This is a genomic window from Klebsiella sp. P1927 (assembly GCF_018204675.1).
Taxonomy (GTDB): Bacteria; Pseudomonadota; Gammaproteobacteria; order Enterobacterales; family Enterobacteriaceae; genus Klebsiella; species Klebsiella pneumoniae.
Genome location: NZ_CP073377.1, coordinates 1692960 through 1716390, shown reverse-complemented (window position 1 = coordinate 1716390; position 23431 = coordinate 1692960). Strand labels below are relative to the sequence as shown.

General features: G+C 57.6%; 25 protein-coding genes. 14 read left to right on the top strand and 11 right to left on the bottom strand.

Translation table 11 applies throughout. The features are described from left to right. Positions 1–69 precede the first annotated feature (69 nt). Positions 70–414, top strand: a complete 345-nt coding sequence (locus KB892_RS08525; protein WP_002910895.1) for a TehB family protein — start codon at positions 70–72, stop codon at positions 412–414. Between the two features lie 6 nt (positions 415–420). Here KB892_RS08525 and KB892_RS08520 read toward each other — a convergent pair whose 3' ends face one another. From KB892_RS08520 to KB892_RS08510, 3 genes are all read right to left on the bottom strand, one after another. Next, positions 421–867 (bottom strand): YcgN family cysteine cluster protein, encoded by a 447-nt coding sequence (locus KB892_RS08520; protein ID WP_002910896.1) that lies wholly within the window; start codon positions 865–867, stop codon positions 421–423. 94 nt (positions 868–961) lie between these two features. Then, positions 962–1621 carry a fumarylacetoacetate hydrolase family protein gene (locus KB892_RS08515; protein ID WP_004189297.1) on the bottom strand — a complete coding sequence of 220 codons (660 nt, stop codon included), beginning with the start codon at positions 1619–1621 and terminating at the stop codon, positions 962–964. 16 nt (positions 1622–1637) lie between these two features. Further along, positions 1638–1919, bottom strand: a complete 282-nt coding sequence (locus KB892_RS08510) for a YcgL domain-containing protein (RefSeq protein ID WP_002910898.1) — start codon at positions 1917–1919, stop codon at positions 1638–1640. A 126-nt stretch (positions 1920–2045) separates the two neighbouring features. Between KB892_RS08510 and minC the strand changes: the two genes are divergently transcribed. From minC to minE, 3 genes are read left to right on the top strand one after another with little or no spacing between them, the layout of a single operon-like run. Further along, positions 2046–2744 carry a septum site-determining protein MinC gene (gene minC / locus KB892_RS08505; RefSeq protein WP_002910899.1) on the top strand — a complete coding sequence of 233 codons (699 nt, stop codon included), beginning with the start codon at positions 2046–2048 and terminating at the stop codon, positions 2742–2744. Positions 2745–2767: 23 nt separating this feature from the next. Next, a complete protein-coding gene (minD, locus tag KB892_RS08500) occupies positions 2768–3580 on the top strand; it encodes a septum site-determining protein MinD (protein WP_002910900.1) in 813 nt (270 codons plus the stop codon). A gap of 3 nt (positions 3581–3583) precedes the next feature. After that, entirely contained in the window at positions 3584–3853 is a 270-nt protein-coding gene (gene minE, locus KB892_RS08495; RefSeq protein WP_002910902.1) for a cell division topological specificity factor MinE, read from the top strand. 76 nt (positions 3854–3929) lie between these two features. Here minE and rnd read toward each other — a convergent pair whose 3' ends face one another. From rnd to KB892_RS08470, 5 genes are all read right to left on the bottom strand, one after another. Continuing rightward, the gene (rnd, locus tag KB892_RS08490) at positions 3930–5045 is read right to left on the bottom strand and encodes a ribonuclease D (RefSeq protein ID WP_014343235.1); all 1116 of its coding nucleotides are present in this window, start codon (positions 5043–5045) and stop codon (positions 3930–3932) included. A gap of 81 nt (positions 5046–5126) precedes the next feature. Continuing rightward, positions 5127–6812: a long-chain-fatty-acid--CoA ligase FadD gene (fadD, locus tag KB892_RS08485; protein WP_002910904.1), complete on the bottom strand. Its 1686-nt coding sequence runs from the start codon at positions 6810–6812 to the stop codon at positions 5127–5129. Between the two features lie 205 nt (positions 6813–7017). After that, on the bottom strand, positions 7018–7599 hold the full coding sequence (locus KB892_RS08480; RefSeq protein WP_002910905.1) for a Slp family lipoprotein: 582 nt from the start codon (positions 7597–7599) through the stop codon (positions 7018–7020). Between the two features lie 38 nt (positions 7600–7637). After that, positions 7638–8333 carry a tRNA (adenosine(37)-N6)-threonylcarbamoyltransferase complex dimerization subunit type 1 TsaB gene (gene tsaB, locus KB892_RS08475; protein ID WP_004151443.1) on the bottom strand — a complete coding sequence of 232 codons (696 nt, stop codon included), beginning with the start codon at positions 8331–8333 and terminating at the stop codon, positions 7638–7640. A 145-nt stretch (positions 8334–8478) separates the two neighbouring features. Next, positions 8479–10389: an ATP-dependent DNA helicase gene (locus KB892_RS08470; RefSeq protein ID WP_004175456.1), complete on the bottom strand. Its 1911-nt coding sequence runs from the start codon at positions 10387–10389 to the stop codon at positions 8479–8481. 130 nt (positions 10390–10519) lie between these two features. Between KB892_RS08470 and KB892_RS08465 the strand changes: the two genes are divergently transcribed. Further along, positions 10520–10864: a RidA family protein gene (locus tag KB892_RS08465; protein WP_002910910.1), complete on the top strand. Its 345-nt coding sequence runs from the start codon at positions 10520–10522 to the stop codon at positions 10862–10864. Here KB892_RS08465 and KB892_RS08460 read toward each other — a convergent pair whose 3' ends face one another. Further along, entirely contained in the window at positions 10865–11050 is a 186-nt protein-coding gene (locus tag KB892_RS08460) for a YoaH family protein (protein WP_004145519.1), read from the bottom strand. Positions 11051–11138: 88 nt separating this feature from the next. Between KB892_RS08460 and pabB the strand changes: the two genes are divergently transcribed. The 4 genes from pabB (at position 11139) to KB892_RS08440 (ending at position 16369) form a co-directional block, all read left to right on the top strand. After that, positions 11139–12494 (top strand): aminodeoxychorismate synthase component 1, encoded by a 1356-nt coding sequence (gene pabB, locus KB892_RS08455; protein ID WP_004189289.1) that lies wholly within the window; start codon positions 11139–11141, stop codon positions 12492–12494. Positions 12495–12497: 3 nt separating this feature from the next. Next, positions 12498–13076 (top strand): CoA pyrophosphatase, encoded by a 579-nt coding sequence (locus KB892_RS08450; protein ID WP_004180429.1) that lies wholly within the window; start codon positions 12498–12500, stop codon positions 13074–13076. Between the two features lie 162 nt (positions 13077–13238). After that, positions 13239–14603, top strand: coding sequence for an L-serine ammonia-lyase (gene sdaA, locus KB892_RS08445; protein WP_004151445.1), 1365 nt, complete (start codon positions 13239–13241; stop codon positions 14601–14603). Between the two features lie 182 nt (positions 14604–14785). Further along, the gene (locus KB892_RS08440) at positions 14786–16369 is read left to right on the top strand and encodes an EAL domain-containing protein (RefSeq protein ID WP_004189287.1); all 1584 of its coding nucleotides are present in this window, start codon (positions 14786–14788) and stop codon (positions 16367–16369) included. A gap of 33 nt (positions 16370–16402) precedes the next feature. Here the strand turns inward: KB892_RS08440 and yoaE are convergent, their stop codons facing one another. Then, on the bottom strand, positions 16403–17962 hold the full coding sequence (gene yoaE, locus KB892_RS08435; RefSeq protein ID WP_004145524.1) for a CNNM family cation transport protein YoaE: 1560 nt from the start codon (positions 17960–17962) through the stop codon (positions 16403–16405). Between the two features lie 446 nt (positions 17963–18408). Between yoaE and manX the strand changes: the two genes are divergently transcribed. The 5 genes from manX to mntP all read left to right on the top strand — a co-directional run bounded on the left by manX (position 18409) and on the right by mntP (position 22607). Beyond that, positions 18409–19380 (top strand): PTS mannose transporter subunit IIAB, encoded by a 972-nt coding sequence (manX, locus tag KB892_RS08430; RefSeq protein WP_002910917.1) that lies wholly within the window; start codon positions 18409–18411, stop codon positions 19378–19380. A 56-nt stretch (positions 19381–19436) separates the two neighbouring features. Next, complete coding sequence (locus KB892_RS08425; RefSeq protein WP_002910918.1) at positions 19437–20237, top strand: PTS mannose/fructose/sorbose transporter subunit IIC; 801 nt, start codon at positions 19437–19439, stop codon at positions 20235–20237. 12 nt (positions 20238–20249) lie between these two features. After that, a complete protein-coding gene (locus KB892_RS08420; RefSeq protein ID WP_004145526.1) occupies positions 20250–21101 on the top strand; it encodes a PTS mannose transporter subunit IID in 852 nt (283 codons plus the stop codon). Between the two features lie 62 nt (positions 21102–21163). Further along, positions 21164–21622, top strand: a complete 459-nt coding sequence (locus tag KB892_RS08415) for a DUF986 family protein (protein WP_020801810.1) — start codon at positions 21164–21166, stop codon at positions 21620–21622. Positions 21623–22040: 418 nt separating this feature from the next. After that, on the top strand, positions 22041–22607 hold the full coding sequence (gene mntP, locus KB892_RS08410) for a manganese efflux pump MntP (RefSeq protein WP_002910921.1): 567 nt from the start codon (positions 22041–22043) through the stop codon (positions 22605–22607). A gap of 3 nt (positions 22608–22610) precedes the next feature. Here the strand turns inward: mntP and rlmA are convergent, their stop codons facing one another. Further along, positions 22611–23405: a 23S rRNA (guanine(745)-N(1))-methyltransferase gene (rlmA, locus tag KB892_RS08405; RefSeq protein ID WP_002910922.1), complete on the bottom strand. Its 795-nt coding sequence runs from the start codon at positions 23403–23405 to the stop codon at positions 22611–22613. Positions 23406–23431 lie beyond the last annotated feature (26 nt).

The window sequence follows — 23431 nt, the reverse complement described above, 5'->3', positions numbered from 1 at the left end:
TCTATGGTTGACCACAGCCACCAAAAGGCGCATATTAAATACATCTTTTAAAACCCCACAGGAGCTCACATGTCATCTTTACTGATCCCCGCAGACTGGAAAGTTAAACGCTCCACCCCATTCTTTACCAAAGAGAATGTCCCTGCCGCCCTGCTGAGCCACCACAACACCGCGGCTGGCGTCTTCGGCCAGCTGTGCGTCATGGAGGGAACGGTGACCTATTACGGTTTTGCCAATGAACAGGCGACGGAGCCGGAGAAAAAAGTCGTGATTCATGCCGGGCAGTTTGCTACCAGTCCGCCGCAGTACTGGCACCGCGTCGAACTCAGTGACGACGCCCGCTTCAATATTCACTTCTGGGTGGCGGAAGAAACCGACGGTGAAAACGGGCTGTTCCACGCGAAGAAAGCGTGACGGCGCTTAGCGCGCCCTGTCAGGCAGATTAAGGATATGGTCCTGCCAGTCGACCACCGTGGACTCAGGCACCGCAATATGGCGAACGGAGATGCGTTCGCCGTGCATCGCCGCTTTTGAGCCAGTCAGCAGCGGGTGCCAGGCCGGCAGAGGCTTGCCTTCCGCCAGCAGGCGATAGGCACAGGTCGGCGGCAGCCATTCGAAGGTCGGCAGATTTTCGCGGGTAAGCTTGATGCAGTCCGGCTCATACTCAAAGCGACGCGCGTAGTTACGACACTGGCAGGTTTTGATATTGAGCTGACGACAGGCGACGTTGGTGAAGTAGATCTCGTCAGTGTCTTCATCCATCAGCTTGTGCAGGCAGCACTGGCCGCAGCCGTCACACAGCGATTCCCACTCCGCGTCGCTCATGTCATCCAGTGTTTTTTGTTGCCAGAAAGGTTGTTCGCTCATCGGAGTGTCCGTCGTTGCCAGTTAAGGGTGCACCTTATAACCAGTCTGGCACGCCGATGCAAGTTTTGCCGCCCCAAAAGGCGGCAAATAGCGCTTACAGCACGCGGGTAGTGAGCGCCAGGCCGTTGAAGCCGACCTCCAGCTCGTCACCGCTGTGCAGCGGCCCCACGCCTTCCGGGGTGCCGGTGAGGATCACATCCCCGGCTTTGAGGGTAAAGAAGCGCGACATATAGGCGATCAGCGGCACAATCTTATGGATCATGTCGGCAGTGGTGCCCTGCTGGCGCACTTCGCCATTAATCTTCAGGCTTAACGACGTATTCTGCGGGTCGCCGTGGAACTCAGCGGCCGGGATAAAGCCGGAGATCGGACAGGCGTTATCGAAGCCTTTGGCCTTCTCCCAGGGTTGTCCCGCTTTTTTCATTTTCGCCTGCAGGTCGCGCAGCGTGAGATCCAGCGCGACACCATAGCCGGCAATCCCTTTCAGCACATGCTCTTCCGTCGCCTGACGCAGCGTGCTGCCGATAAGCACCGCCAGCTCGACTTCGTGATGCACCGAGCCCAGCCCCTCAGGAAGCACCAACGGCTGACGAAGATCGCACAGCGCAGTCTCAGGTTTAATAAACAGCACCGGCTCTTCCGGCGTCGCACTGCCCATTTCCTTGATGTGTTTCGCATAATTACTGCCGACGCACACTACTTTGCTTACTGGATAATCCAGAAGCGCACCCTGCCAGTTATGATGTTGGTACATTATTTTCCCTCGTGGGTTAATCGGATTGTTTCCCCTGTTCCGCCAGGTGTTTCTTTAGTAGATTTTCAGACGGCGGAGGCAGTTGCAGGTAATAGCCCTGTTCGCTTAACGCCTGTTTCACTTTTTCCAGATCGGCGTTAACCAGTTTTTTGCGCCCATCCAGCGGCAGCAGCATCGCCATTTGCGGCGTGCCAAAGCTGCGCATTAGCTCGTCAGGAACGCGCGAGAAATCGTCCTTTTTTTCGACGTATAAATAGGTTTGTTCACGTTTAGTACTTCGATAGATCACACAAAACATAGTTTTACTCGGAATTAGACCCGTGGTCACTTGCCTCAATATATGAGTGACTATAACATGCCTTTTAGTCTTCGGAATATCACCGCACTTCGGCGGTTGATAAACAGCAAATTGAGTAAGGCCAGGATGTCAAATACGCCAATCGAACTTAAAGGCAGTAGCTTCACGTTATCTGTCGTTCATTTGCACGATGCAAATCCCGAGGTTATTCGTCAGGCGTTAGAAGACAAAATCGCCCAGGCTCCCGCCTTTTTACGTCATGCTCCGGTGGTGGTGAATATCGCCAGCATCGAGGAGGAGGTAGAATGGCGCGCCATCAACGAGGCTATCGCCGCGACCGGTTTACGTATTATGGGCGTTAGCGGATGCAAAATTCCGCGCCTGAAAACCGAAATCGACCGCGCCGGCATCCCGTTATTAACCGAAGGGAAAGAAAAAGCCTCTCGTCCGGCACCGTCCGAACCCACCCCGCCGCCGCCAGTTGCTAGTCAGATCACAAAAACGCGTTTGATTGATCAGCCGGTACGTTCCGGTCAGCGCATTTATGCGCCACACTGTGATCTTATTGTTACAAATCATGTGAGTGCCGGTGCGGAACTTATCGCTGACGGAAATATCCATGTATATGGCATGATGCGAGGACGCGCGCTGGCAGGCGCCGGTGGCGACAGAGACGCCCAGATATTTTGTACCCACCTTGCGGCGGAGCTGGTCTCCATCGCCGGGGAATATTGGCTGAGCGATAACATCCCGGCCGAATTTTATGGCAAAGCGGCGCGCCTGCGTTTAGGTGAAAGCGCTTTGGCAATTCAACCGTTAAATTAATCCCTTTTTAACAAGGAATTTCTATGGCACGCATTATTGTTGTGACTTCGGGTAAAGGGGGCGTTGGCAAGACCACCTCCAGCGCGGCCATCGCTACAGGTTTGGCCCAGAAGGGAAAGAAAACCGTCGTTATCGACTTCGACATCGGCCTGCGTAACCTCGACCTGATTATGGGCTGCGAACGTCGCGTCGTTTATGATTTCGTCAACGTCATTCAGGGCGATGCCACACTGAACCAGGCGCTGATTAAAGATAAGCGCACGGAAAATCTCTACATTCTCCCGGCTTCCCAGACCCGGGATAAAGACGCTCTGACTCGCGAAGGCGTCGACAAGGTTCTCGAAGAACTGAAGAAAATGGAATTCGATTTCATCGTCTGTGATTCCCCGGCAGGCATTGAAACCGGTGCGCTGATGGCGCTTTACTTTGCTGATGAAGCCATCATCACCACTAACCCGGAAGTCTCCTCCGTTCGCGACTCCGACCGTATCCTTGGCATTCTCGCCTCTAAATCCCGCCGCGCGGAAAATGGCGAAGAGCCAATCAAAGAGCATCTGCTGCTGACCCGCTACAATCCAGGCCGCGTTAATAAAGGCGATATGCTGAGCATGGAAGACGTGCTGGAAATTCTGCGCATCAACCTGGTAGGCGTGATCCCGGAAGACCAGTCAGTCCTGCGCGCATCCAACCAGGGTGAGCCGGTGATCCTCGATGCCGCCTCGGACGCAGGCAAAGCCTATGCCGATACCGTTGAACGTCTGCTCGGAGAAGAACGCCCTTTCCGCTTCATTGAAGAAGAGAAGAAAGGATTCCTCAAACGCCTGTTCGGAGGATAAATTATGGCTTTACTCGACTTTTTTCTCTCGCGAAAAAAGAACACGGCTAATATTGCGAAAGAACGCCTGCAAATCATCGTCGCCGAGCGCCGCCGCGGAGACGCGGAGCCGCATTACCTGCCGCAGTTACGCAAAGATATCCTGGAAGTGATCTGTAAATACGTACAGATCGACCCGGAGATGGTCAGCGTGCAGCTGGAGCAGCGGGACGGGGATATATCCATTCTTGAGCTGAACGTGACCCTACCCGAAACGGAAGAGTCGAAATCCTGACCTTTCGCGCCATCGCGAAAAAAACCGGCTATGCCACGCGCCGCCGGTTTTTTAATGGTCTGAACCTGGCCGCGAACTAGCGCGGATAGTCGTTTAACAGCCTCTTCAGCCGCTCGGCCATCAGCTCCCCGCGCCAACCGGAAATCAGCTCAGGTTCACCGGCTTGCGTTTTCAGCTGCCAGTGCCAGTTCAGCAGCTGGTTGATCTGCCGACGCGACGCCAGCAGCTCCGCGCTTACGCCCTTCTCCGTGCTCACTTCCTGCACCAGCGCTTTAATATCTTTAAAGGCTTTGCGGTAGCCCGGCATGTCGATCAGGTTCTGCAGCGGCGCCGGCAGGGCCGACTCCGGCAGCGCCTGCGCTTTTTCGACCAGGCTAATCAGCGTTTTGCCGTGGAAGCGAATTTCGCTACCGGATAACCCGAGGCTGTCGAGCTCGCCCAGGCTGGTGGGCATATAGCGCGCCACGCTCCACAGATGCTCTTCCCGCACCACAAAGTTTACCGCCAGGTCGCGCTCGCGCGCTTTGCGCAGGCGCCACTCCGCCAACAGCTGCAGACAACCCAGCTGGCGGGTACGCAGCTGCCAGGCGTTGCCGATATCGCGCCAGGCCTCGGCCGGGTCGACCACCTCCTGACGACGCTGCTGCATCACGCGGCACTCGTCGAGCGCCGCCGGCAGCCAGCCAGCGCGATCGGTCTCCGCCATTAACTGGCTGGCGATCGGCAGCAGATACCAGACGTCGGCCGCGGCATATTCACACTGACGCTCAGTCAGCGGGCGCGCCAGCCAGTCGGTGCGGGATTCGCTTTTATCCAGCGCTACCCCGGAATACTCTTCCACCATCGAGGCGAAGCCCCAGGACATTGGGCGGCCGCAGAAGGCCGCCAGGATCTGGGTGTCAATCAGCGGCTGCGGCATCAGGTTAAATGCATTAAGGAAGACTTCTAAATCTTCGCTGCCGGCATGCAGGTATTTAGTCACATCCTGGTTGAGCAGCAGGTCGCGCATCGGCGCCCAGTCGTTAATCGTCAAGGGATCGATCAGAGAGACCTGCTGGCCGTCGAACAGCTGCAGCAGGCCCAGCTGCGGGTAATAGGTGCGGGTGCGGACAAATTCCGTATCCAGAGCGACGGCGGAGGCCGTGCTTGCCGCTTCGCAGACAGCGCGCAGGCCATCGTCGGTGGTGATCATCTGATAGTTCAAAGCATACTCTCTTAACTTGCGCCCATAAAAAACGCCGGCGTAGCCGGCGTCAGGCGACTCATTCGTTACTTAGCCTTTATTGTCCACTTTAGCGCGCGCTTCGTCACGCAGTTCTCGCCGCAAAATTTTCCCGACGTTGGATTTCGGCAGTTCATCACGGAATTCCACCAGCTTCGGCACCTTGTATCCGGTCAAATGGCGACGGCAGAACGTAATCAGCGCCTCTTCGGTTAACGCAGCATCTTTCTTGACTACGAAAATCTTCACCGCTTCGCCGCTGCTGCCTGACGGCACGCCGATGGCCGCCACTTCCAGCACCCCGCTATGCTGCATGACCACATCTTCGATTTCGTTCGGATAGACGTTAAAACCCGACACCAGGATCATATCTTTTTTGCGATCGACGATGCGCAGGAACCCCTCTTCATCCATCACCGCGATATCCCCGGTGTGCAGCCAGCCGTCTTTGATAATCTCATCCGTCGCGTCAGGGCGCTGCCAGTAGCCCAGCATCACCTGCGGCCCTTTAATACAGAGCTCGCCCGGCTGACCCGGCGCCACTTCGTTATCATCATCATCCACCAGTTTGGCTTCGGTGGAGGGCACCGGCAGGCCAATGCTGCCGCTGTGGTAGTCAATATCGTGCGGGTTAACGCTGACCAGCGGAGAACACTCTGTCAGGCCGTAGCCCTCCAGCAGATATTGCCCGGTCAGTTTTACCCAGCGCTCGGCCACCGCCTGCTGCACCGGCATCCCACCGCCGGCGGACAAATGCAGCGAGGAGAAATCAAGCTGCTGGAACTCTTTGTTGTTCAGCAAGGCGTTGAACAGGGTATTGACCCCGGTCATGGCGGTAAAAGGATACTTCGCCAGCTCCTTCACCAGCCCGGGGATATCGCGTGGGTTGGTGATCAGCAAATTTTGCCCGCCCAGTTCGATAAACAGCAGGCAGTTCATGGTCAGGGCGAAAATGTGATACAGCGGCAGCGCGGTCACCACGAACTCTTTGCCGCGATGCAGCAGCGGGCCGTAGGTGGCATTGACCTGCTCGAGGTTAGCCAGCATATTGCGGTGGGTGAGCATCGCACCTTTGGCCACGCCGGTGGTGCCCCCGGTGTACTGCAGAAACGCCAGATCTTCCGCAACGATCTCCGGCTTGACGTACTGCATGCGATAGCCGTGCTGCAACGCGCTGCGAAACGAGATGGCGTCCGGCAGGTGGTACTTCGGCACCAGGCGCTTAATGTACTTGACCACAAAGTTCACCAGCGTGCCTTTGGCGGTGGAAAGCTGGTCGCCCATGCGCGTCAGGATCACATGCTGGACCTGAGTTTTCGCCACCACTTTTTCCAGGGTATGGGCAAAGTTGGAGACTATGACGATCGCCGCCGCGCCGCTGTCGTTGAGCTGATGCTCCAGTTCGCGCGGGGTATATAAGGGGTTGACGTTAACCACGATCATCCCGGCGCGCAGGATGCCAAACAGAGCCACCGGATACTGCAGCAGGTTAGGCATCATCAGGGCCACGCGATCGCCCTTCTGTAACCCCAACCCCTCCTGAAGATAAGCGGCGAAGGCGCGACTACGCTCCTCCAGCTTACGGTAGGTCATCACTTCACCCATATTGATAAACGCCGGTTGGTCGGCGTAACGGGTGGTGGCATGTTCAAACAGTTCAACCAGGGATTGATAGCGGTCAGGATTTATCTCCGCCGGAACATCTGCGGGATAACGGTTTAGCCAAACCTTTTTCACTGCATCACCTCTGAAATAGTTATTCGTCGTCATCACAGCCCCTGGATAATACATTTTGTTAACATTATATTAACTCAGCGTACCAGTTTATTAATTAGGCAATGAGCAGGTTGCGAAGCGCGTCACTATTTTTTTTCTTATTCGACTGAAAACAAAGAAACAGCGGACCGGCCGCTGTTTCTTTGAACTAACATAAACAACAAAATCATTCGGTTACAACGTTTCTCACCTCAGCAGGGCCGGGATTGTACCAGCCCCAGCCGCCATAGCCGTAGCCCCAGGGGCGCGGACCCAGCATCCACGGGTCGATAGGTTGCGGAGGCATCACCACCTGCTGCACTACGTTCCAGCGCTTGTAGCCGGTGGCGTTCATCAGCATAAATTTATACGGCGTGCTGCCCACCTTGCCGTCAACCACCCCGGCGATCGGTCCGACCACGGTCACTAGTTGACCGCGGAAATCCACCGGATCGAGGAAGCCATTGACGTCAGCAAAAATCCTTCCGCGGGACGGCTCGCCCAGCACTGGCCGCGCGCCGCTGTCCAGCGGTACGGTGGCGATTTCTAAGCGGGTTTTCCCCTGCTGGTTTTGCACATTGACCACCTTACCGCCAAAGCGCGCTTCCTGGCCAACGTACAGCTGCGGGGCGTTCATCACCCGCACCAAATCCTGCTGCGGCGTCGGGCTGGTGCCTTTGATGGCATCCGGCACTGACACGCAGCCGCTTAGCGCAACGGCAACCGCCGCGGCTAACAGCCAGCGAACGCCCTGTTTTTGACCCGCCATGATGCGACTCCTTTTCTCAGTCTTCTTGTTACTGAGATTCACTCGCGGCCTGGAAGTTTCTTCCACGCCACCTCGTTTCGCAAATAAACCGGCTCCGCTTTCTCCACGGCCACGGTTTTCCCCGCCGCCAGCAGGTAACAGGCTAACGGCAGCATATCCTCCGCCGCCGGCAATTCAATTTCGCCGCTGCTTAAGGTCAGTCCGCTCGCTTTCGCCAGATCCGGCCACGCCTGCCATCCGGTGCCGACGGTGGCCCATTCGCCGGAAAGCTGTGCCAGTCGTTCGGCTACCGCGTCCGGTTTGAGCACCGCTTCCGTCTCTTCGCCATGCCAGACGCCCTGCTCGTCGCGCTGGTACTCGGCCCAGTAGACTTCGCCCATACGCGCATCAATGGCCGCCAGCACACGGGTGGCGCCGGTTTTGCGCCAGGCGCCCTGCGCCATGGTGGCCAGCGTGGAAACGCCAATCATTGGCAGTTCGGCGCCCAGCGCCAGCCCCTGAGCGATACCGATGCCGATGCGCACGCCGGTAAAGCTGCCCGGACCGCGGCCAAAGGCCAGCGCGTCCAGCTCGCTCAGCGTGGTGCCGCTCTCGGTGAGGACCTCCTGCACCAGCGGCAGGATACGTTGGGTATGTTCGCGGGGACAAATTTCGAAATGAGCACTAAGGGTGCCATCATTCCACAGAGCCGCGGAGCAGGCCTCTGTGGCGGTATCGATAGCCAAAATTCGCATGGGTGGTCACGCTCTCGTTACATAGTTCAGGCCTTCAGGCAGCCTGATTTCCGGCAAACGGCCAACCCGCCGCCATGCCGCCCGAAGTCTATTGGGAACCGCTAATTAACAAAATGGCGCGCAGCTTAACACATTTTAGTGCGGATTACCTTGCCGGCGGTACGGCGAGAAAGCGCACCGCCCGACGGATATCGCGGGTTCGCGGCGCCGGCGGCAGACTGGCCAGGAACACCGCGCCGTAGGGGCGCATCACCAGCCGGTTGTCGCAGATCACCAGCACCCCGCGGTCGTCGATATCGCGGATCAGGCGACCCACCCCCTGCTTGAGGGTGATCACCGCATCCGGGAGCTGCACTTCATCGAAGGGATCGCCGCCGCGCAGCCGGCAATCTTCCATCCGCGCTTTTAGCAGCGGATCGTCCGGCGAGGTGAACGGTAGCTTATCGATAATCACCAGCGACAGCGCGTCGCCGCGCACATCGACTCCCTCCCAGAAGCTGCTGGTAGCCACCAGCAGCGCGTTGCCGGCGCTGACGAACTGCTGCAGCAGCTGGCCTTTGCTGGTCTCGCCCTGCAGCAGCACCGGTAGCGTCATGGTGGCGCGGAACTGCTCAGCCAGATCGCGCATCATGGCGTGCGAGGTGCACAACATAAAGCAGCGACCATCGTTGGCCTCGATCAGCGGCTTGAGCATCGCCGCCAGGTGTCGCGCCGCGCCGGGCTGGTTCGGCAGGGGTAGGTTGCGCGGCACGCAGAGCAGCGCCTGGTGCTGATAGTCAAAGGGACTCGGCAGCAGTAGAGTCTGCGCCTCGTCGATCCCCAGCCGGGCGGTAAAGTGATGCAGATCGTCGTTCACCGACAGCGTCGCCGAGGTAAAGATCCAGCTCCCCGACTTCTGCGCCATCACCTCTTTAAACTTCTCGGCCACGGTCAGCGGCGTCAGCGCGAGAGTAAAGTGGCGCGAGGTACACTCATACCAGTAGCTGTAGCCCGGCTGGTTGATCTCTTTCAACCGCTTCAGGCGCCCGCGATAGAGGGTGGCGCGCTCAAAAGCGGCGTCGAGCAGCGCCGAGCGACCCAGCGAAAGTTTGGCGACGTCATAGCATAGCTCGAGCGCGTCATCGAGCAGCAGCAGCGCTCGCTGAATGTGGCTGTCCGCCAGCAGCTCGCGCAGATTGCCGCGGTAGCCCGGGTCTCCCAGCTGCAGGCGGAAATCCTGCGCGCTTTGCGCCAGGCGGTCGGCGCATTTTTGCAGCTGCTGAGTGTCTTTCAGTTCGGTGCGGTAGGCAATGGTGATGTCTTTCGCCAGGTCCAGCAGCTGGCGGCTGGAGAGCGACTGGCCAAAGTACTGACTGGCGATATCCGGCAGCTGATGGGCTTCATCGAAGATCATCACTTCCGCCTCGGGGATCAGCTCGGCAAAGCCGCTCTCTTTGACCACCATATCGGCCAGAAACAGGTGATGGTTGACCACCACCACGTCGGCGTCCATCGCTTTTTTACGCGCCTTCACCACGAAGCAATCTTTATACAGTGGGCAGTCGCTACCGAGACAGTTATCGTTGGTGCTGGTGACCAGCGGCCAGGCCTGAGAGTCTTCCGCGACGCTGGCGCAGGTGCTGATATCGCCATCCTGGGTTTGATTCGACCAGGAGCGCAGGAGGATCACATCGCTGAGGGTTTGCACCGGCAGATCGCCGCCCGCCAGCGCCTGCTGCTCAAGACGTTCGAGACACAGGTAGTTGGAGCGCCCTTTGAGCAGCGCCAGTTTCCCGGTGAATTTGAGCGCTTTGGCGACGGTGGGCAGATCGCGGCTGTAAAGCTGATCCTGCAGCGCTTTCGAGCCGGTGGAGATAATCACCTTTTTTTTCGCCCGCAGCGCAGGCGCCAGGTAAGCGTAGGTTTTACCGGTTCCGGTCCCCGCTTCCACCACCAGCGGCCGGGAGGCCTCAATCGCTTCGCTGACCGCCACCGCCATCTGGCGCTGCGGCTCGCGCGGTTTAAATCCCGGTATGGCTTTGGCTAGCTGGCCGTCTGCTGCAAAATCGTCGATCACATTGCCCCCTGGTTATTTGGACAGTGATTATGTCAGGGAGGACGGCGTTTCGCCAGTCCGGGTAGTGACGCGAGCGGCACATTATGGCAGTCTTGCCGCAGCCGAATGGAATGCTTAAAGAGGAAAAGCAATGACAATTACGCGTATTGATGCCGAAGCCCGTTGGTCAGACGTGGTGATCCACAACCAGACCCTGTACTACACCGGCGTGCCGGCAAATCTCGATGCCGACGCTTTCGAGCAGACCGCCAATACCCTGGCGCAGATTGACGCGGTGCTGGAAAAACAGGGCAGCGACAAGTCGCGTATTCTTGACGCCACCATCTTCCTCGCCGATAAAAGCGACTTTGCGGCGATGAATAAAGCCTGGGACGCGTGGGTGGTGGCTGGTCACGCCCCGGTGCGCTGCACGGTGGAAGCGACGCTGATGAACCCGCAGTATAAAGTTGAGATCAAAATTATCGCCGCGGTGTAATTACTCGTCCTCATCCTCATCTTCAAAGCGCGCAACGATCTGCTCGCCGGTATGCGTTGCGCGCAGCTCTTCCGCCACCAGGGCAATCGCCTGGCCGCTGCTTATCCCCTGAGCCATTAGCTCATGGATACGTTCGACCGCTTTTTGCTGTTGCTCGTGGCTCAGCGAAGGTAAACCTGCAAACATCTTTTACTCCTGCTACATTGTGGGGCGTAATTATTTCACGCCGTCCCCAACTACGCCAGAGGGGCGGCAACGTTCAGGATCGAGAAAGATGTTGTCCCCCGCGATTATTACCCTGCCCTGGCGCCCGGATGCGGCCGAACACTATTTTGCGCCGTTAAGCGCCCTGCCCTGGGCGATGCTGCTGCATTCCGGCTTTGCCGACCATCCGCATAACCGCTTTGATATTCTGGTGGCTGCCCCGCGCGCCACGCTACTGACGCGCGATGAACAGACGTGGGTCGACGACGGCGAAACCGTTGTTGTCTCAGCGGAAGATCCGCTGCAGCTCCTGCAGCAGCAGTTGGATCGTCAGCCGTTCACGCCGCAACCCCATGACGATCTGCCGTTTCTCGGCGGCGCGCTGGGATTATTCGGTTACGACCTGGGCCGTCGCTTTGAGCGTCTCCCTTCGCACGCGCAGGCCGATATCGCGCTGGCGGATATGGCGGTGGGGATCTATGACTGGGCGCTTATCGTCGACCACCAGCGCCAACAGATATCGCTGCTCAGCTATGACGACCCGCAGCAGCGTCTACAGTGGCTGGAGGCGCAAACGCCGACGCCGGGTGAAACCTTCGCCCTGACCTCTGCCTGGCAGTCAAATATGAGCCGCCAGCAGTACGGCGAAAAATTTCGCCAGGTACAGGCCTATCTGCACAGCGGCGACTGCTATCAGGTCAACCTCGCCCAGCGTTTTCAGGCCAGCTACGTCGGTGATGAATGGCAGGCCTTCCGCCAGCTGAACGCCGTCAACCGCGCCCCCTTTAGCGCCTTTATTCGCCTCGATGAAGGGGCGATTTTAAGCCTGTCGCCGGAGCGCTTTATCCAGCTGCGCCAGGGGGAGATCCAGACGCGGCCGATAAAAGGCACCCTGCCGCGGCTCGATTCGCCGCTGGCAGATGCGCAGCAGGCTGAGAAGCTGGCGAATTCGCCGAAAGATCGCGCCGAGAATTTAATGATTGTCGACCTGATGCGCAACGACATCGGCCGCGTCGCCGTCCCGGGCAGCGTCCGGGTCCCCGAGCTGTTCGTGGTGGAGCCGTTCCCGGCGGTCCATCATCTGGTCAGCACCATCACCGCCCGCCTGCCAATGACGCTGCACGCCAGCGACCTGCTGCGCGCCGCCTTTCCCGGCGGCTCGATCACCGGCGCGCCGAAAGTGCGGGCGATGGAGATTATCGATGAACTGGAGCCCCAACGACGCAACGCCTGGTGTGGGAGCATTGGCTACCTGAGCTATTGCGGCAATATGGATACCAGCATCACCATTCGCACCCTGACGGCATGGCAGGGACAGCTGTACTGCTCCGCCGGCGGCGGAATTGTGGCGGATAGCGAGGAAGCGGCGGAATATCAGGAAACTTTTGATAAAGTTAATCGTATCCTGCAGCAACTGGAGAACTAGACCATGGCGGATCGCGCCCTTAATCTGGATGATTTTCTGTCCCGCTTTCAGCTTCTGCGCCCGCAGCCTTCGCGCCATGCGCTCAATCAGCGGCAGGCGGCGGTGCTGGTGCCGATCGTGCGCCGGCCGCAGCCCGGCCTGCTGCTGACCCAGCGTTCGCCGCTGCTGCGCAAGCACGCCGGCCAGGTCGCCTTTCCCGGCGGCGCAGTAGATAATACCGACGCGACGCTTATCGCCGCCGCCCTGCGCGAAGCTCAGGAAGAGGTGGCGATCCCGCCGGAGGCGGTCGAGGTGATCGGCGTCCTGCCGCCGGTGGACAGCGTCACCGGCTTTCAGGTGACGCCGGTGGTGGGCATTATTCCCCCGGATCTGCACTACCACGCCAGCCAGGACGAAGTCTCCGCGGTATTTGAAATGCCGCTCGCCGAAGCCCTGCGCCTTGGGCGCTACCATCCACTCGATATCCACCGCCGGGGCAACGACCACCGCGTCTGGCTCTCCTGGTACCAGCATTATTTTGTCTGGGGAATGACCGCCGGGATCATTCGCGAGCTGGCGCTGCAAATTGGCGCACGTCCTTAGCTATACTGATAATGAGAGGGCGCTCTCATTATTAGTAAAATCGCGGTTAGCCATTAGTTTAATTCATGTGAATAGTTGAACTGACAGGGCGCTTCCCTCTTACACTATGCGCAGTTATTACATCGTTACCGCACCCGCGGTAACCCTGTCAGGAGTATTATCGTGATTAGTCTATTCGACATGTTCAAGGTGGGGATTGGTCCCTCATCTTCCCACACTGTTGGCCCGATGAAGGCCGGAAAACAGTTCGTCGATGACCTGGTCGAAAAAGGATTGCTTAATGCAGTGACTCGTGTGGCGGTTGACGTCTACGGTTCACTGTCATTAACCGGCAAAGGCCACCATACGGACATCGCCATTATCATGGGACTGGCGGGCAATCAGCCCGATACGGTCGATATTGACGCGATCCCGGCTTTTATCCGTGACGTCGAAGCGCGCGGTCGTCTGCTGCTGGCCAACGGCCAGCACGAGGTCGACTTCCCGGCGGATGACGGCATGCGTTTTCGCAGCGACAACCTGCCGCTGCACGAAAACGGCATGACCATTCACGCCTGGGCCGGCGAGAAAGAGATCTACTGCAAGACCTACTACTCGATCGGCGGCGGCTTTATTGTCGACGAAGAGCACTTCGGCAAGGAAAACGCCAACGAACTGCAGGTGCCCTACCCATTTAAATCGGCGCAGGAAATGCTGGCCTACTGCAAAGAGACTGGCCTGTCGCTCTCCGGGATGGTGATGCAGAACGAGCTGGCTCTGCACAGCAAAAAAGAGATCGAGGATTATTTCGCCAACGTCTGGCAGACCATGCGCGCCTGTATCGACCGCGGGATGAACACCGAGGGCGTGCTGCCTGGCCCGCTGCGCGTACCGCGTCGCGCCTCGGCGCTGCGTCGTCTGCTGGTGGCCAGCGATAAGCTCTCCAGCGATCCAATGAACGTTGTTGACTGGGTCAATATGTTCGCGCTGGCGGTCAATGAAGAGAACGCCGCAGGCGGTCGCGTGGTAACCGCGCCGACCAACGGCGCCTGCGGCATCGTTCCGGCGGTACTCGCCTATTACGATCACTTTATCGAGTCCGTCAGCCCGGAGATCTATATTCGCTACTTTATGGCCTGCGGGGCGATCGGCGCGCTGTATAAGATGAATGCGTCCATTTCCGGCGCGGAAGTCGGCTGTCAGGGCGAGGTGGGCGTCGCCTGCTCGATGGCGGCGGCGGGCCTGGCTGAACTGCTCGGCGCCAGCCCGGAACAGGTTTGCGTGGCAGCGGAGATCGGCATGGAACACAACCTCGGCCTGACCTGTGATCCGGTCGCCGGTCAGGTGCAGGTGCCATGCATTGAACGTAACGCCATCGCCTCCGTCAAGGCGATCAACGCCGCGCGAATGGCGATGCGCCGCACCAGCGAACCGCGCGTCTCGCTCGATAAGGTGATCGAGACCATGTATGAAACCGGTAAAGACATGAACGCCAAGTACCGCGAAACCTCGCGCGGCGGCCTGGCGATTAAAGTTCAGTGTGACTAAACTTTTCGTGCCCCTCTGCGCCTGCAAAGCGCGCAGGGGGTTAACCCTGGTGACTGAAATCTCCCTGATGCGCCTTCAACGGCGCATTTTCTTTTTTCTATACCTGGCGATATTCTGCCACTACACTTGCTCTATAAAATAAGCCACGCTTAACCACTCGTCCTGTCGACAGGGTGTCGCACATGCAGACTGCACAAAAAGTCATTACGGCCTATCGTCACAAACGCATTATTGTCTGCCTGCTGGTAGCCCTGGCGACCCTGGGCGCCACATTAGCCATCCGATTTATTTCGCAGCGCAGCGTAAATGAAGATTATATTCGCACGGCCGCCAGCCAACGGGTGGCGGCGCTCAATGACATCTTGCGCCCGCTAAGCGCACAGCGAGCCACCCTGCTCCCTCTGGTGGGCAAACCCTGCCCTGATATCCATCTGACGCTGCGCAAAATGGCGGCCTCGTTGCAAACCATTCGTTCCGTCGCCCTCGTCACGTCAGGTATCGTTTACTGTTCCAGTATTTTTGGCCCGCGACAGGCAGACTTACATCGCCTGCAGCCCGCGCTTCCTGCGCCCCGCCCTCTGCTGCTCTTCTCGAACGACAGCTCCTTGCTCAAAGGCTCGCCGGTACTGATCCAATGGTATCCAGCCGCGGAGAGCGGCCTGGACGGCGTGATGCTGGTGGTGAATATTGAGCTGCTGGGAACCTTAATTCTTAATGAAAAATCGGCCCTGATCAGCGACGTCAGCCTGCAGGTTGGCGATCGTTATTTTAGCAGCCGCCATGGGCTTCTCGAAAAAGCGCATGTCCCGCAGGGCACGGTGATTTATCGCCAGCGCTCTACGGAGTTTCCGTTTACTGTCAATATTAACGGCCCTGGCGCCTCGGCGATTGCGCTTGAGGAGCTGCCCGGCGAGCTGCCGCTGGCGCTGATTTTTAGCCTGCTAATGACCGGCATCGCCTGGCTGGCCACCGCCGGCAGAATGAGTTTCTCGCGGGAAATAAGCCTTGGCATTTCGGCCCGGGAGTTTGCCCTCTGGTGCCAGCCGCTGCAGGATGCGCGCAGCGGCCGCTGCTGCGGGGTGGAGATCCTGCTGCGCTGGAATAATCCCCGCCGTGGGACGATTTCGCCGGAGGTATTTATCCCCATCGCCGAAGGCAATAATCTGATCATCCCTCTCACCCGCTATGTGATTGCCGAAACCGCTCGCCGCCTGGACGCTTTTCCTCGCGACCGCCATTTTCACATCGCGATCAATGTCGCCGCGCGCCATTTCGCTAACGGACTCCTGCTGCGCGACCTGCACAATTACTGGTTCAGCGTGGATCCGGTGCAGCAGCTGGTGGTCGAGCTAACCGAACGCGATGTCCTGCAGGATGGCGACCAGCATATGGCCGAACATCTGCACTTTAAGGGCGTACAGCTGGCGATCGATGATTTTGGTACCGGCAATACTTCGCTCTCATGGCTGGAAAAGCTGCGCCCGGATGTTTTGAAGATCGACCGCTCGTTCACCAGCTCGGTCGGCATAGATAGCGTGAACGCGACGGTGACAGATATTATTATCGCCCTCGCCAACCGCCTGCATATTGTTACCGTTGCCGAAGGGGTGGAGACGCTGGAGCAGGAAAACTACCTGCGTAGCCACGGCGTCGATGTGCTGCAGGGGTTTTATTATGCGCGGCCGATGCCGGTGGAGGCGTTCCCGGCGTGGCTGGCCAGCAGGGAGGAGAGTGAGAGTGAGAGTGAGAGCGAGACGACAGAATAACTCGCCGGCCGCAGCGGCCGGCGAGCCTGGCGATTACTCTTCTTCGTCGCTCGGCGGACGAGTGACCACCGCGCGCACCAGATCGACCCGGTAATCATTCGCTTCCACTACGGTAAAATGCAGCGGCGGAAGCGACACGACGTCGCCAATGCGCGGGATATGACCATTGGCGGAGATCACCAGCCCGGCAACGGTGGCAATATCCTCATCGTCATTGATCAGTGGATCCAGCCCCAGCGCCTGCTGCAGCGCATGCAGGTCGGTCGACCCCTTAATAAGCCAGCCATCGCCATCGATGACAATCTCTGGCGTCTCATCAGCGTCCGGGAATTCACCGGCGATGGCTTCAAGGACGTCCAGCGGCGTGACCAGCCCCTGCACCACGCCAAATTCATTAGTTACGATGACGAAGCTGCCGCGCGCCCGACGCAGGACCCCGAGCAGATTGATCGGGTCCAGCGTTTCCGGAACGACAATTGCCGGGGAGGCAGAAGCCAGCGCCGCGACGTTTTCCCCCGACTCCAGGGCCACCAGCATCTCTTTCGCCCGCACGATACCAATGATTTCATCCAGCTCTCCGCGGCAGACCGGGAAGAGGCTGTGCGGCGACGACAGCAGTTGACGACGAATTTCATCTTCACTCTGCTCAGCGTCGACCCAGCTGATTTCTCCGCGCGGGGTCATGATGCTGCGCAGGGAGCGCTGGGCCAGGGTCAGCACGCCGTTAATCATGTAGCGCTCTTCTTCCGCAAAGGCGCCCTCAGGAACGGGCACCGCGGCTGGACTGTCCGCGTCATGGCTGACGGAGGCCTGTTTGCGGCCGCCCATCAGGCGCAGGATGGCATCCGCGGTCCGAGCGCGCAGCGGCAGCGTCGACTGGTGGCGAACAAAGTTACGGCGCGCCACCTGGTTAAAGAACTCGATAATGATCGAGAAACCGATCGCCGCGTACAGATACCCTTTCGGAATATGGAAGCCAAACCCTTCCGCCACCAGGCTCAGGCCAATCATCAACAGGAAGCTCAGACAGAGCACGACCACCGTCGGGTGCTGGTTGACAAAGCGCGTCAACGGCTTGGAGGCCAGCAGCATCAAGATCATCGCGATCACCACCGCCGCCATCATCACCGGCAGATGGTTAACCATCCCGACCGCCGTGATCACGGCGTCCAGGGAGAAGACGGCATCCAGCACCACTATCTGCAATACTACTACCCAGAAACTGGCATAGCCTTTACCGTGACCGGCATCGTGCTGGCGGTTTTCCAGCCGTTCATGCAGCTCGGTTGTCGCCTTAAACAATAAGAAGATCCCGCCGAGCAGCATGATGAGATCGCGCCCGGAAAAGGAGAAATCGGCGATGGTAATCAGTGGTTTCGTCAGCGTCACCATCCAGGAGATGACCGACAGCAGCCCCAGGCGCATCACCAGCGCCAGTGACAGGCCGATCAGACGCGCTTTATCGCGCTGCTTCGGCGGCAGTTTGTCCGCCAGGATGGCAATAAACACCAGGTTGTCGATACCGAGCACAATTTCCAGAACGATAAGCGTCAACAGGCCGGCCCAGATTGAGGGATCCATTAACAATTCCATGTACGACTCCGGTTTGCGGCAAGGTCAGTCATCGCCATGCCATGCAGGGGCGCGACACCAGGTGCTGAAAGAAATGCGGGATACGTAGAGGTGGCAATCAGATGCCAGAAAGTGAAAAGACGTCGATGACGGTCCATACTGCGGGCTATGCCCTATACTCCTGAGTAATTAAACGGAAGTTAAACATAGCAAAATATAGATCGAAATTGGAAATAATTTACCTGAATTTGCAATAACTAAGGCTATTTTTTGCGCTGCAAAATTATTCGCAGACGATACGTGATTAACGGATCTTCATCACATTAATTATTTTTTCACTGTCTAAAATAATTCGCGGTAGTAACTATTTTCTATCTTACACCCTAACTGAATCGATTTTGTCCTCAAGAGTGATTCAGGATGTATCAAAGCAGATGATGCATTCACGATAATAAAGGAGGTAGCAAGTGACGATTGCTATTGTAATAGGCACACATGGTTGGGCTGCAGAACAGCTGCTGAAAACAGCAGAAATGCTGTTGGGCGAGCAGGAAAACGTTGGCTGGATCGATTTCGTTCCGGGTGAAAATGCCGAAACGTTGATCGAGAAATACAACGCCCAGTTGGCAAAACTGGATACCAGTAAAGGCGTGCTATTTCTCGTCGATACATGGGGAGGCAGCCCTTTCAACGCTGCGAGCCGCATTGTCGTCGATAAAGAGCATTACGAAGTTATCGCCGGCGTCAATATCCCGATGCTGGTGGAAACCTTCATGGCCCGCGACGACGATCCTTCCTTTGATGAACTGGTCGCCTTAGCGGTTGAAACCGGCAGCGAAGGCGTGAAAGCGCTTAAAGCCAAACCGGTGGAAAAAGCGGCCCCTGCGCCCGCGCCTGCCGCAGCGCCAAAAGCCGCCGCACCGGCCAAACCCATGGGCCCGAACGACTACATGGTAATTGGCCTTGCGCGTATAGACGACCGTCTGATCCATGGTCAGGTCGCCACCCGCTGGACCAAAGAGACCAACGTTACCCGCATCATCGTTGTCAGTGATGAAGTGGCCGCGGATACCGTGCGTAAAACTCTGCTGACCCAGGTTGCGCCGCCGGGCGTCACCGCTCACGTGGTGGATGTGGCCAAAATGATCCGCGTCTACAACAACCCCAAGTATGCCGGACAGCGCGTTATGCTGCTGTTTACTAACCCGACCGACGTTGAACGTATCGTCGAGGGCGGCGTGAAAATCACCAGCGTCAACATCGGCGGTATGGCGTTCCGCCAGGGTAAAACCCAGGTTAACAACGCGATTTCAGTCGATGCCAAAGATATTGAGGCGTTTAAAAAGCTGAACGCCCGCGGTATCGAGCTGGAGGCACGTAAAGTGTCCACCGACCCGAAACTGAAAATGATGGATCTGATCGCTAAGGTTGATAAATAACCCGGCGGATCGCGCCCCAGTTTTCACTTTAAGACTTAATCAACAGGAGAAGTACAATGGAGATTACCCTTCTTCAGATTGTGCTGGTGTTCATCGTCGCGTGTATTGCGGGTATGGAGTCGGTACTTGATGAATTTCAGTTCCACCGTCCTCTGATCGCCTGTACGCTGATCGGCGCCGTTCTCGGCGATATGAAAACCGGTATTATCATCGGCGGTACGCTGGAGATGATAGCCCTGGGCTGGATGAACATCGGTGCGGCGGTAGCCCCTGATGCCGCGCTGGCGTCCATTATTTCCACCGTCCTGGTTATTGCCGGCCATCAGAGCATCGGCGCCGGTATCGCGCTGGCTATCCCGCTGGCGGCGGCAGGCCAGGTGCTGACCATCATCGTGCGCACCATCACCGTGGCCTTCCAGCACGCGGCGGATAAAGCGGCGGAGAATGGCAACCTGACCGCCCTGTCGTGGCTGCACGTCTCGTCCCTGTTCCTGCAGGCGATGCGTATCGCTATCCCGGCCGTTATCGTGGCGATTTCCGTCGGCACCAGCGAAGTTCAGGGCCTGCTGAATGCTATCCCGGAAGTGGTCACCAGCGGTCTGAACATCGCCGGCGGTATGATCGTGGTTGTCGGTTATGCAATGGTCATCAACATGATGCGCGCAGGCTATCTGATGCCGTTCTTCTACCTCGGCTTCGTCACCGCCGCCTTCACCAACTTCAACCTGGTGGCCCTGGGTGTGATTGGTGCGGTCATGGCAATCCTCTACATCCAGCTGAGCCCGAAATATAACCGCGTCGCCGGTGCGCCGGCTCAGGCGGCTGGTAACAACGATCTCGATAACGAACTGGACTAACAGGTGAGCGAAATGGTTGATATGACTAAAAATACCACCGAGAAAAAACTCACACAGAGTGATATTCGTGGCGTGTTCATTCGTTCTAACCTGTTCCAGGGTTCATGGAACTTCGAACGTATGCAGGCGCTGGGGTTCTGCTTCTCTATGGTTCCGGCGATTCGTCGTCTGTACCCGGAGAACAACGATGCGCGTAAGCAGGCGATTAAGCGTCACCTTGAGTTTTTCAACACCCACCCTTACGTTGCCGCTCCGGTACTGGGCGTAACGCTGGCGATGGAAGAGCAGCGCGCCAATGGCGCAGAGATTGACGATGGCGCTATCAACGGCATCAAAGTCGGTCTGATGGGACCGCTGGCCGGCGTTGGCGACCCGATCTTCTGGGGTACCGTGCGTCCGGTGTTTGCAGCCTTAGGCGCCGGGATCGCGATGAGCGGTAGCCTGCTCGGTCCTCTGCTGTTCTTTATCCTGTTCAACGCGGTGCGTCTGCTGACCCGTTACTACGGCGTCGCCTATGGTTATCGCAAAGGCGTGGATATCGTTAAAGATATGGGCGGCGGCTTCCTGCAGAAACTGACTGAGGGGGCGTCAATCCTCGGCCTGTTTGTCATGGGGGCGCTGGTTAACAAGTGGACGCATGTGAACATTCCGATGGTGGTGTCAAAAATCACCGGCTCTGACGGACAGGTTCACGTCACCACGGTGCAGACTATCCTTGATCAGCTGATGCCGGGTCTGGTGCCGCTGCTGTTGACCTTCGCCTGTATGTGGCTGCTGCGTAAGAAAGTTAACCCGCTGTGGATCATCGTTGGCTTCTTCGTCATCGGTATCGCCGGCTACGCGGTCGGCCTGCTGGGTCTGTAATTTCCAGGCTGTACGCCGGGGGCTTGCCCCCGGCTTTTTTTTATCAGGAGAAACGCAAAGCAATGACCTTCACGGACCTGGTGATCATCCTGTTTATCCTTGCGCTACTGGCCTACGCGATATATGACCAGTTTATTATGCCGAGGCGAAACGGCCCGGTACTGCTGGCCATCCCCCTGCTTCGCCGCAGTCGCGTTGACGGCATGATCTTTGTCGGCCTCACCGCCATTCTGATCTATAACAACATCACCCAGCACGGCACGGCGATCACCACCTGGCTATTATCTGCGCTGGCGCTGATGGGGCTCTATTTATTCTGGATCCGTACGCCGAAAATCATTTTTAAACCGCACGGCTTTTTCTTCGCCAACGTGTGGATAGAATATCAGCGGATTAAAGAGATGAATTTATCCGAGGACGGTGTGCTGGTGATGCAATTAGAGCAACGGCGGCTGCTGATACGCGTACGAAATATCGACGATCTGGAGAAGATATACAAACTTCTCATTACAACTCAATGACTTAAAAATATAGCCAGCGCTATATTATTCCCGTTAGCAGCGGAGAAATATTATAGCCACGGCTATATTTCCCGCCTAACCTTATCTTTTTTATTAACTATTTTTTCACTTATAAATTTAAATGAAAATCGTTATCATTTGGTTATTAAAATAGCCCTCTTCTGTTATTGTTTTATATTCTAAAAATATGTTAAGGTTGCGCCCGTCGTTGGGGAGTAGCCGATTTCCTGCCCGCCAGGAAATGTACGTGTCAACATACTCGTTGCAAAACGTGGCACGTACGGGTTGAAGAGATTCAATCAGGCGAGACCATAGATACATCACTGCTGTACGTATTGCTCAGCCATTGAGCGGCTCCGCGTATGTTTACTGGGGGCAGCGATGTGTCATATGGATTATCCCCGGTCAGGACACGCACATGAATTTATCCGCTACCATTCTTCTCGCTTTCGGCATGTCCATGGACGCCTTCGCAGCCTCCATCGGCAAAGGCGCCACCCTGCATAAACCCAAATTTTCAGAGGCAGTACGCACCGGGCTGATTTTTGGCGCCATTGAAACCCTGACACCGCTGGTCGGCTGGGGGCTTGGCATGCTGGCCAGCCAGTTTATCCTCGAGTGGAATCACTGGATTGCCTTTATTTTACTGGTGTTTCTCGGCGGGCGAATGATCGTCGAAGGTTTTCGCGGCGACAGCGACGAGGCGTGCGAGGCGCCTCACCGACATGGTTTCTGGCTTCTGGTCACCACCGCCTTCGCCACCAGCCTTGACGCGATGGCCGTCGGCGTCGGTCTGGCCTTCCTGCAGGTCAGCATTGTGACCACCGCGCTGGCGATCGGCTGCGCCACCTTTATCATGTCGACGCTGGGGATGATGGTCGGTCGCTTTATCGGCCCGCTGCTTGGCAAACGAGCCGAAATTCTCGGCGGTATCGTGCTGATTGGCATCGGCAGCGAAATCCTCTGGAGCCATTTCGCCGGTTAAGCTTTACGCTTCGCGCTGCCAGCAGTGGATCATAAAATCGGTCTGGCAACCAAAGGTCGGCTGCTGACGCAGCGCGGCGTGCACTTCGGCTTTAGCCCGCCATGCGAACGGCGTCATCTGCAGCAGGGCCTGCGCTTCACTTCCCGTCAGGATCATCGGATAAGCCAGCTGCTGCTGAGCCTCCAGGCGGAACCCCGGCATCGCTTCCGTCTTCAGCTCATGCAGGCGAACTTCATCGTAAATAAGCCCTTTCAGCTCCAGTAAGTGACGGGGACCCGGCGTGGCGGTGATCACCCAACCACCGGGACGCACCACCCGCGCCAGCTCTTCGGCGTTGCAGGGCGCGTAAATGCGCACCACCGCGTCGAAGCTAGCGTCGGAAAATGGCAGGCGCTGGCTGGAGGCCACGCAAAAATTCACCTGCGGGTAGCGTTTTGCCGCCGCGCGGATCGCCGGCTTCGACACGTCCAGCCCCCAGCTGCGGCTGGCGATGGCGGCAAACGCGTGGGTGTAATACCCCTCGCCACAGCCGATATCCAGTAAATCCGTAGGGGCGTAATGTCGCAGCCGCTCAGCGATAGCATCCCGTAGCGGCTGATAATGTCCGGCGTCGAGGAACGCCCGCCGGGCCTGCATCATTTCGGCGCTATCGCCGGGATCGCGCGACCGCTTGAACTGCACCGGTAGCAGATTGACGTACCCCTCTTTCGCCAGATCGAACTGGTGCCGCTGCGGGCAGGAATAGTGGTTGTCGCTACGGCTGAGCGGCGCGTGACAAAGGGGGCAACTGTATGACATGACGGCTCCGGTGTTGCTGAAAGGGC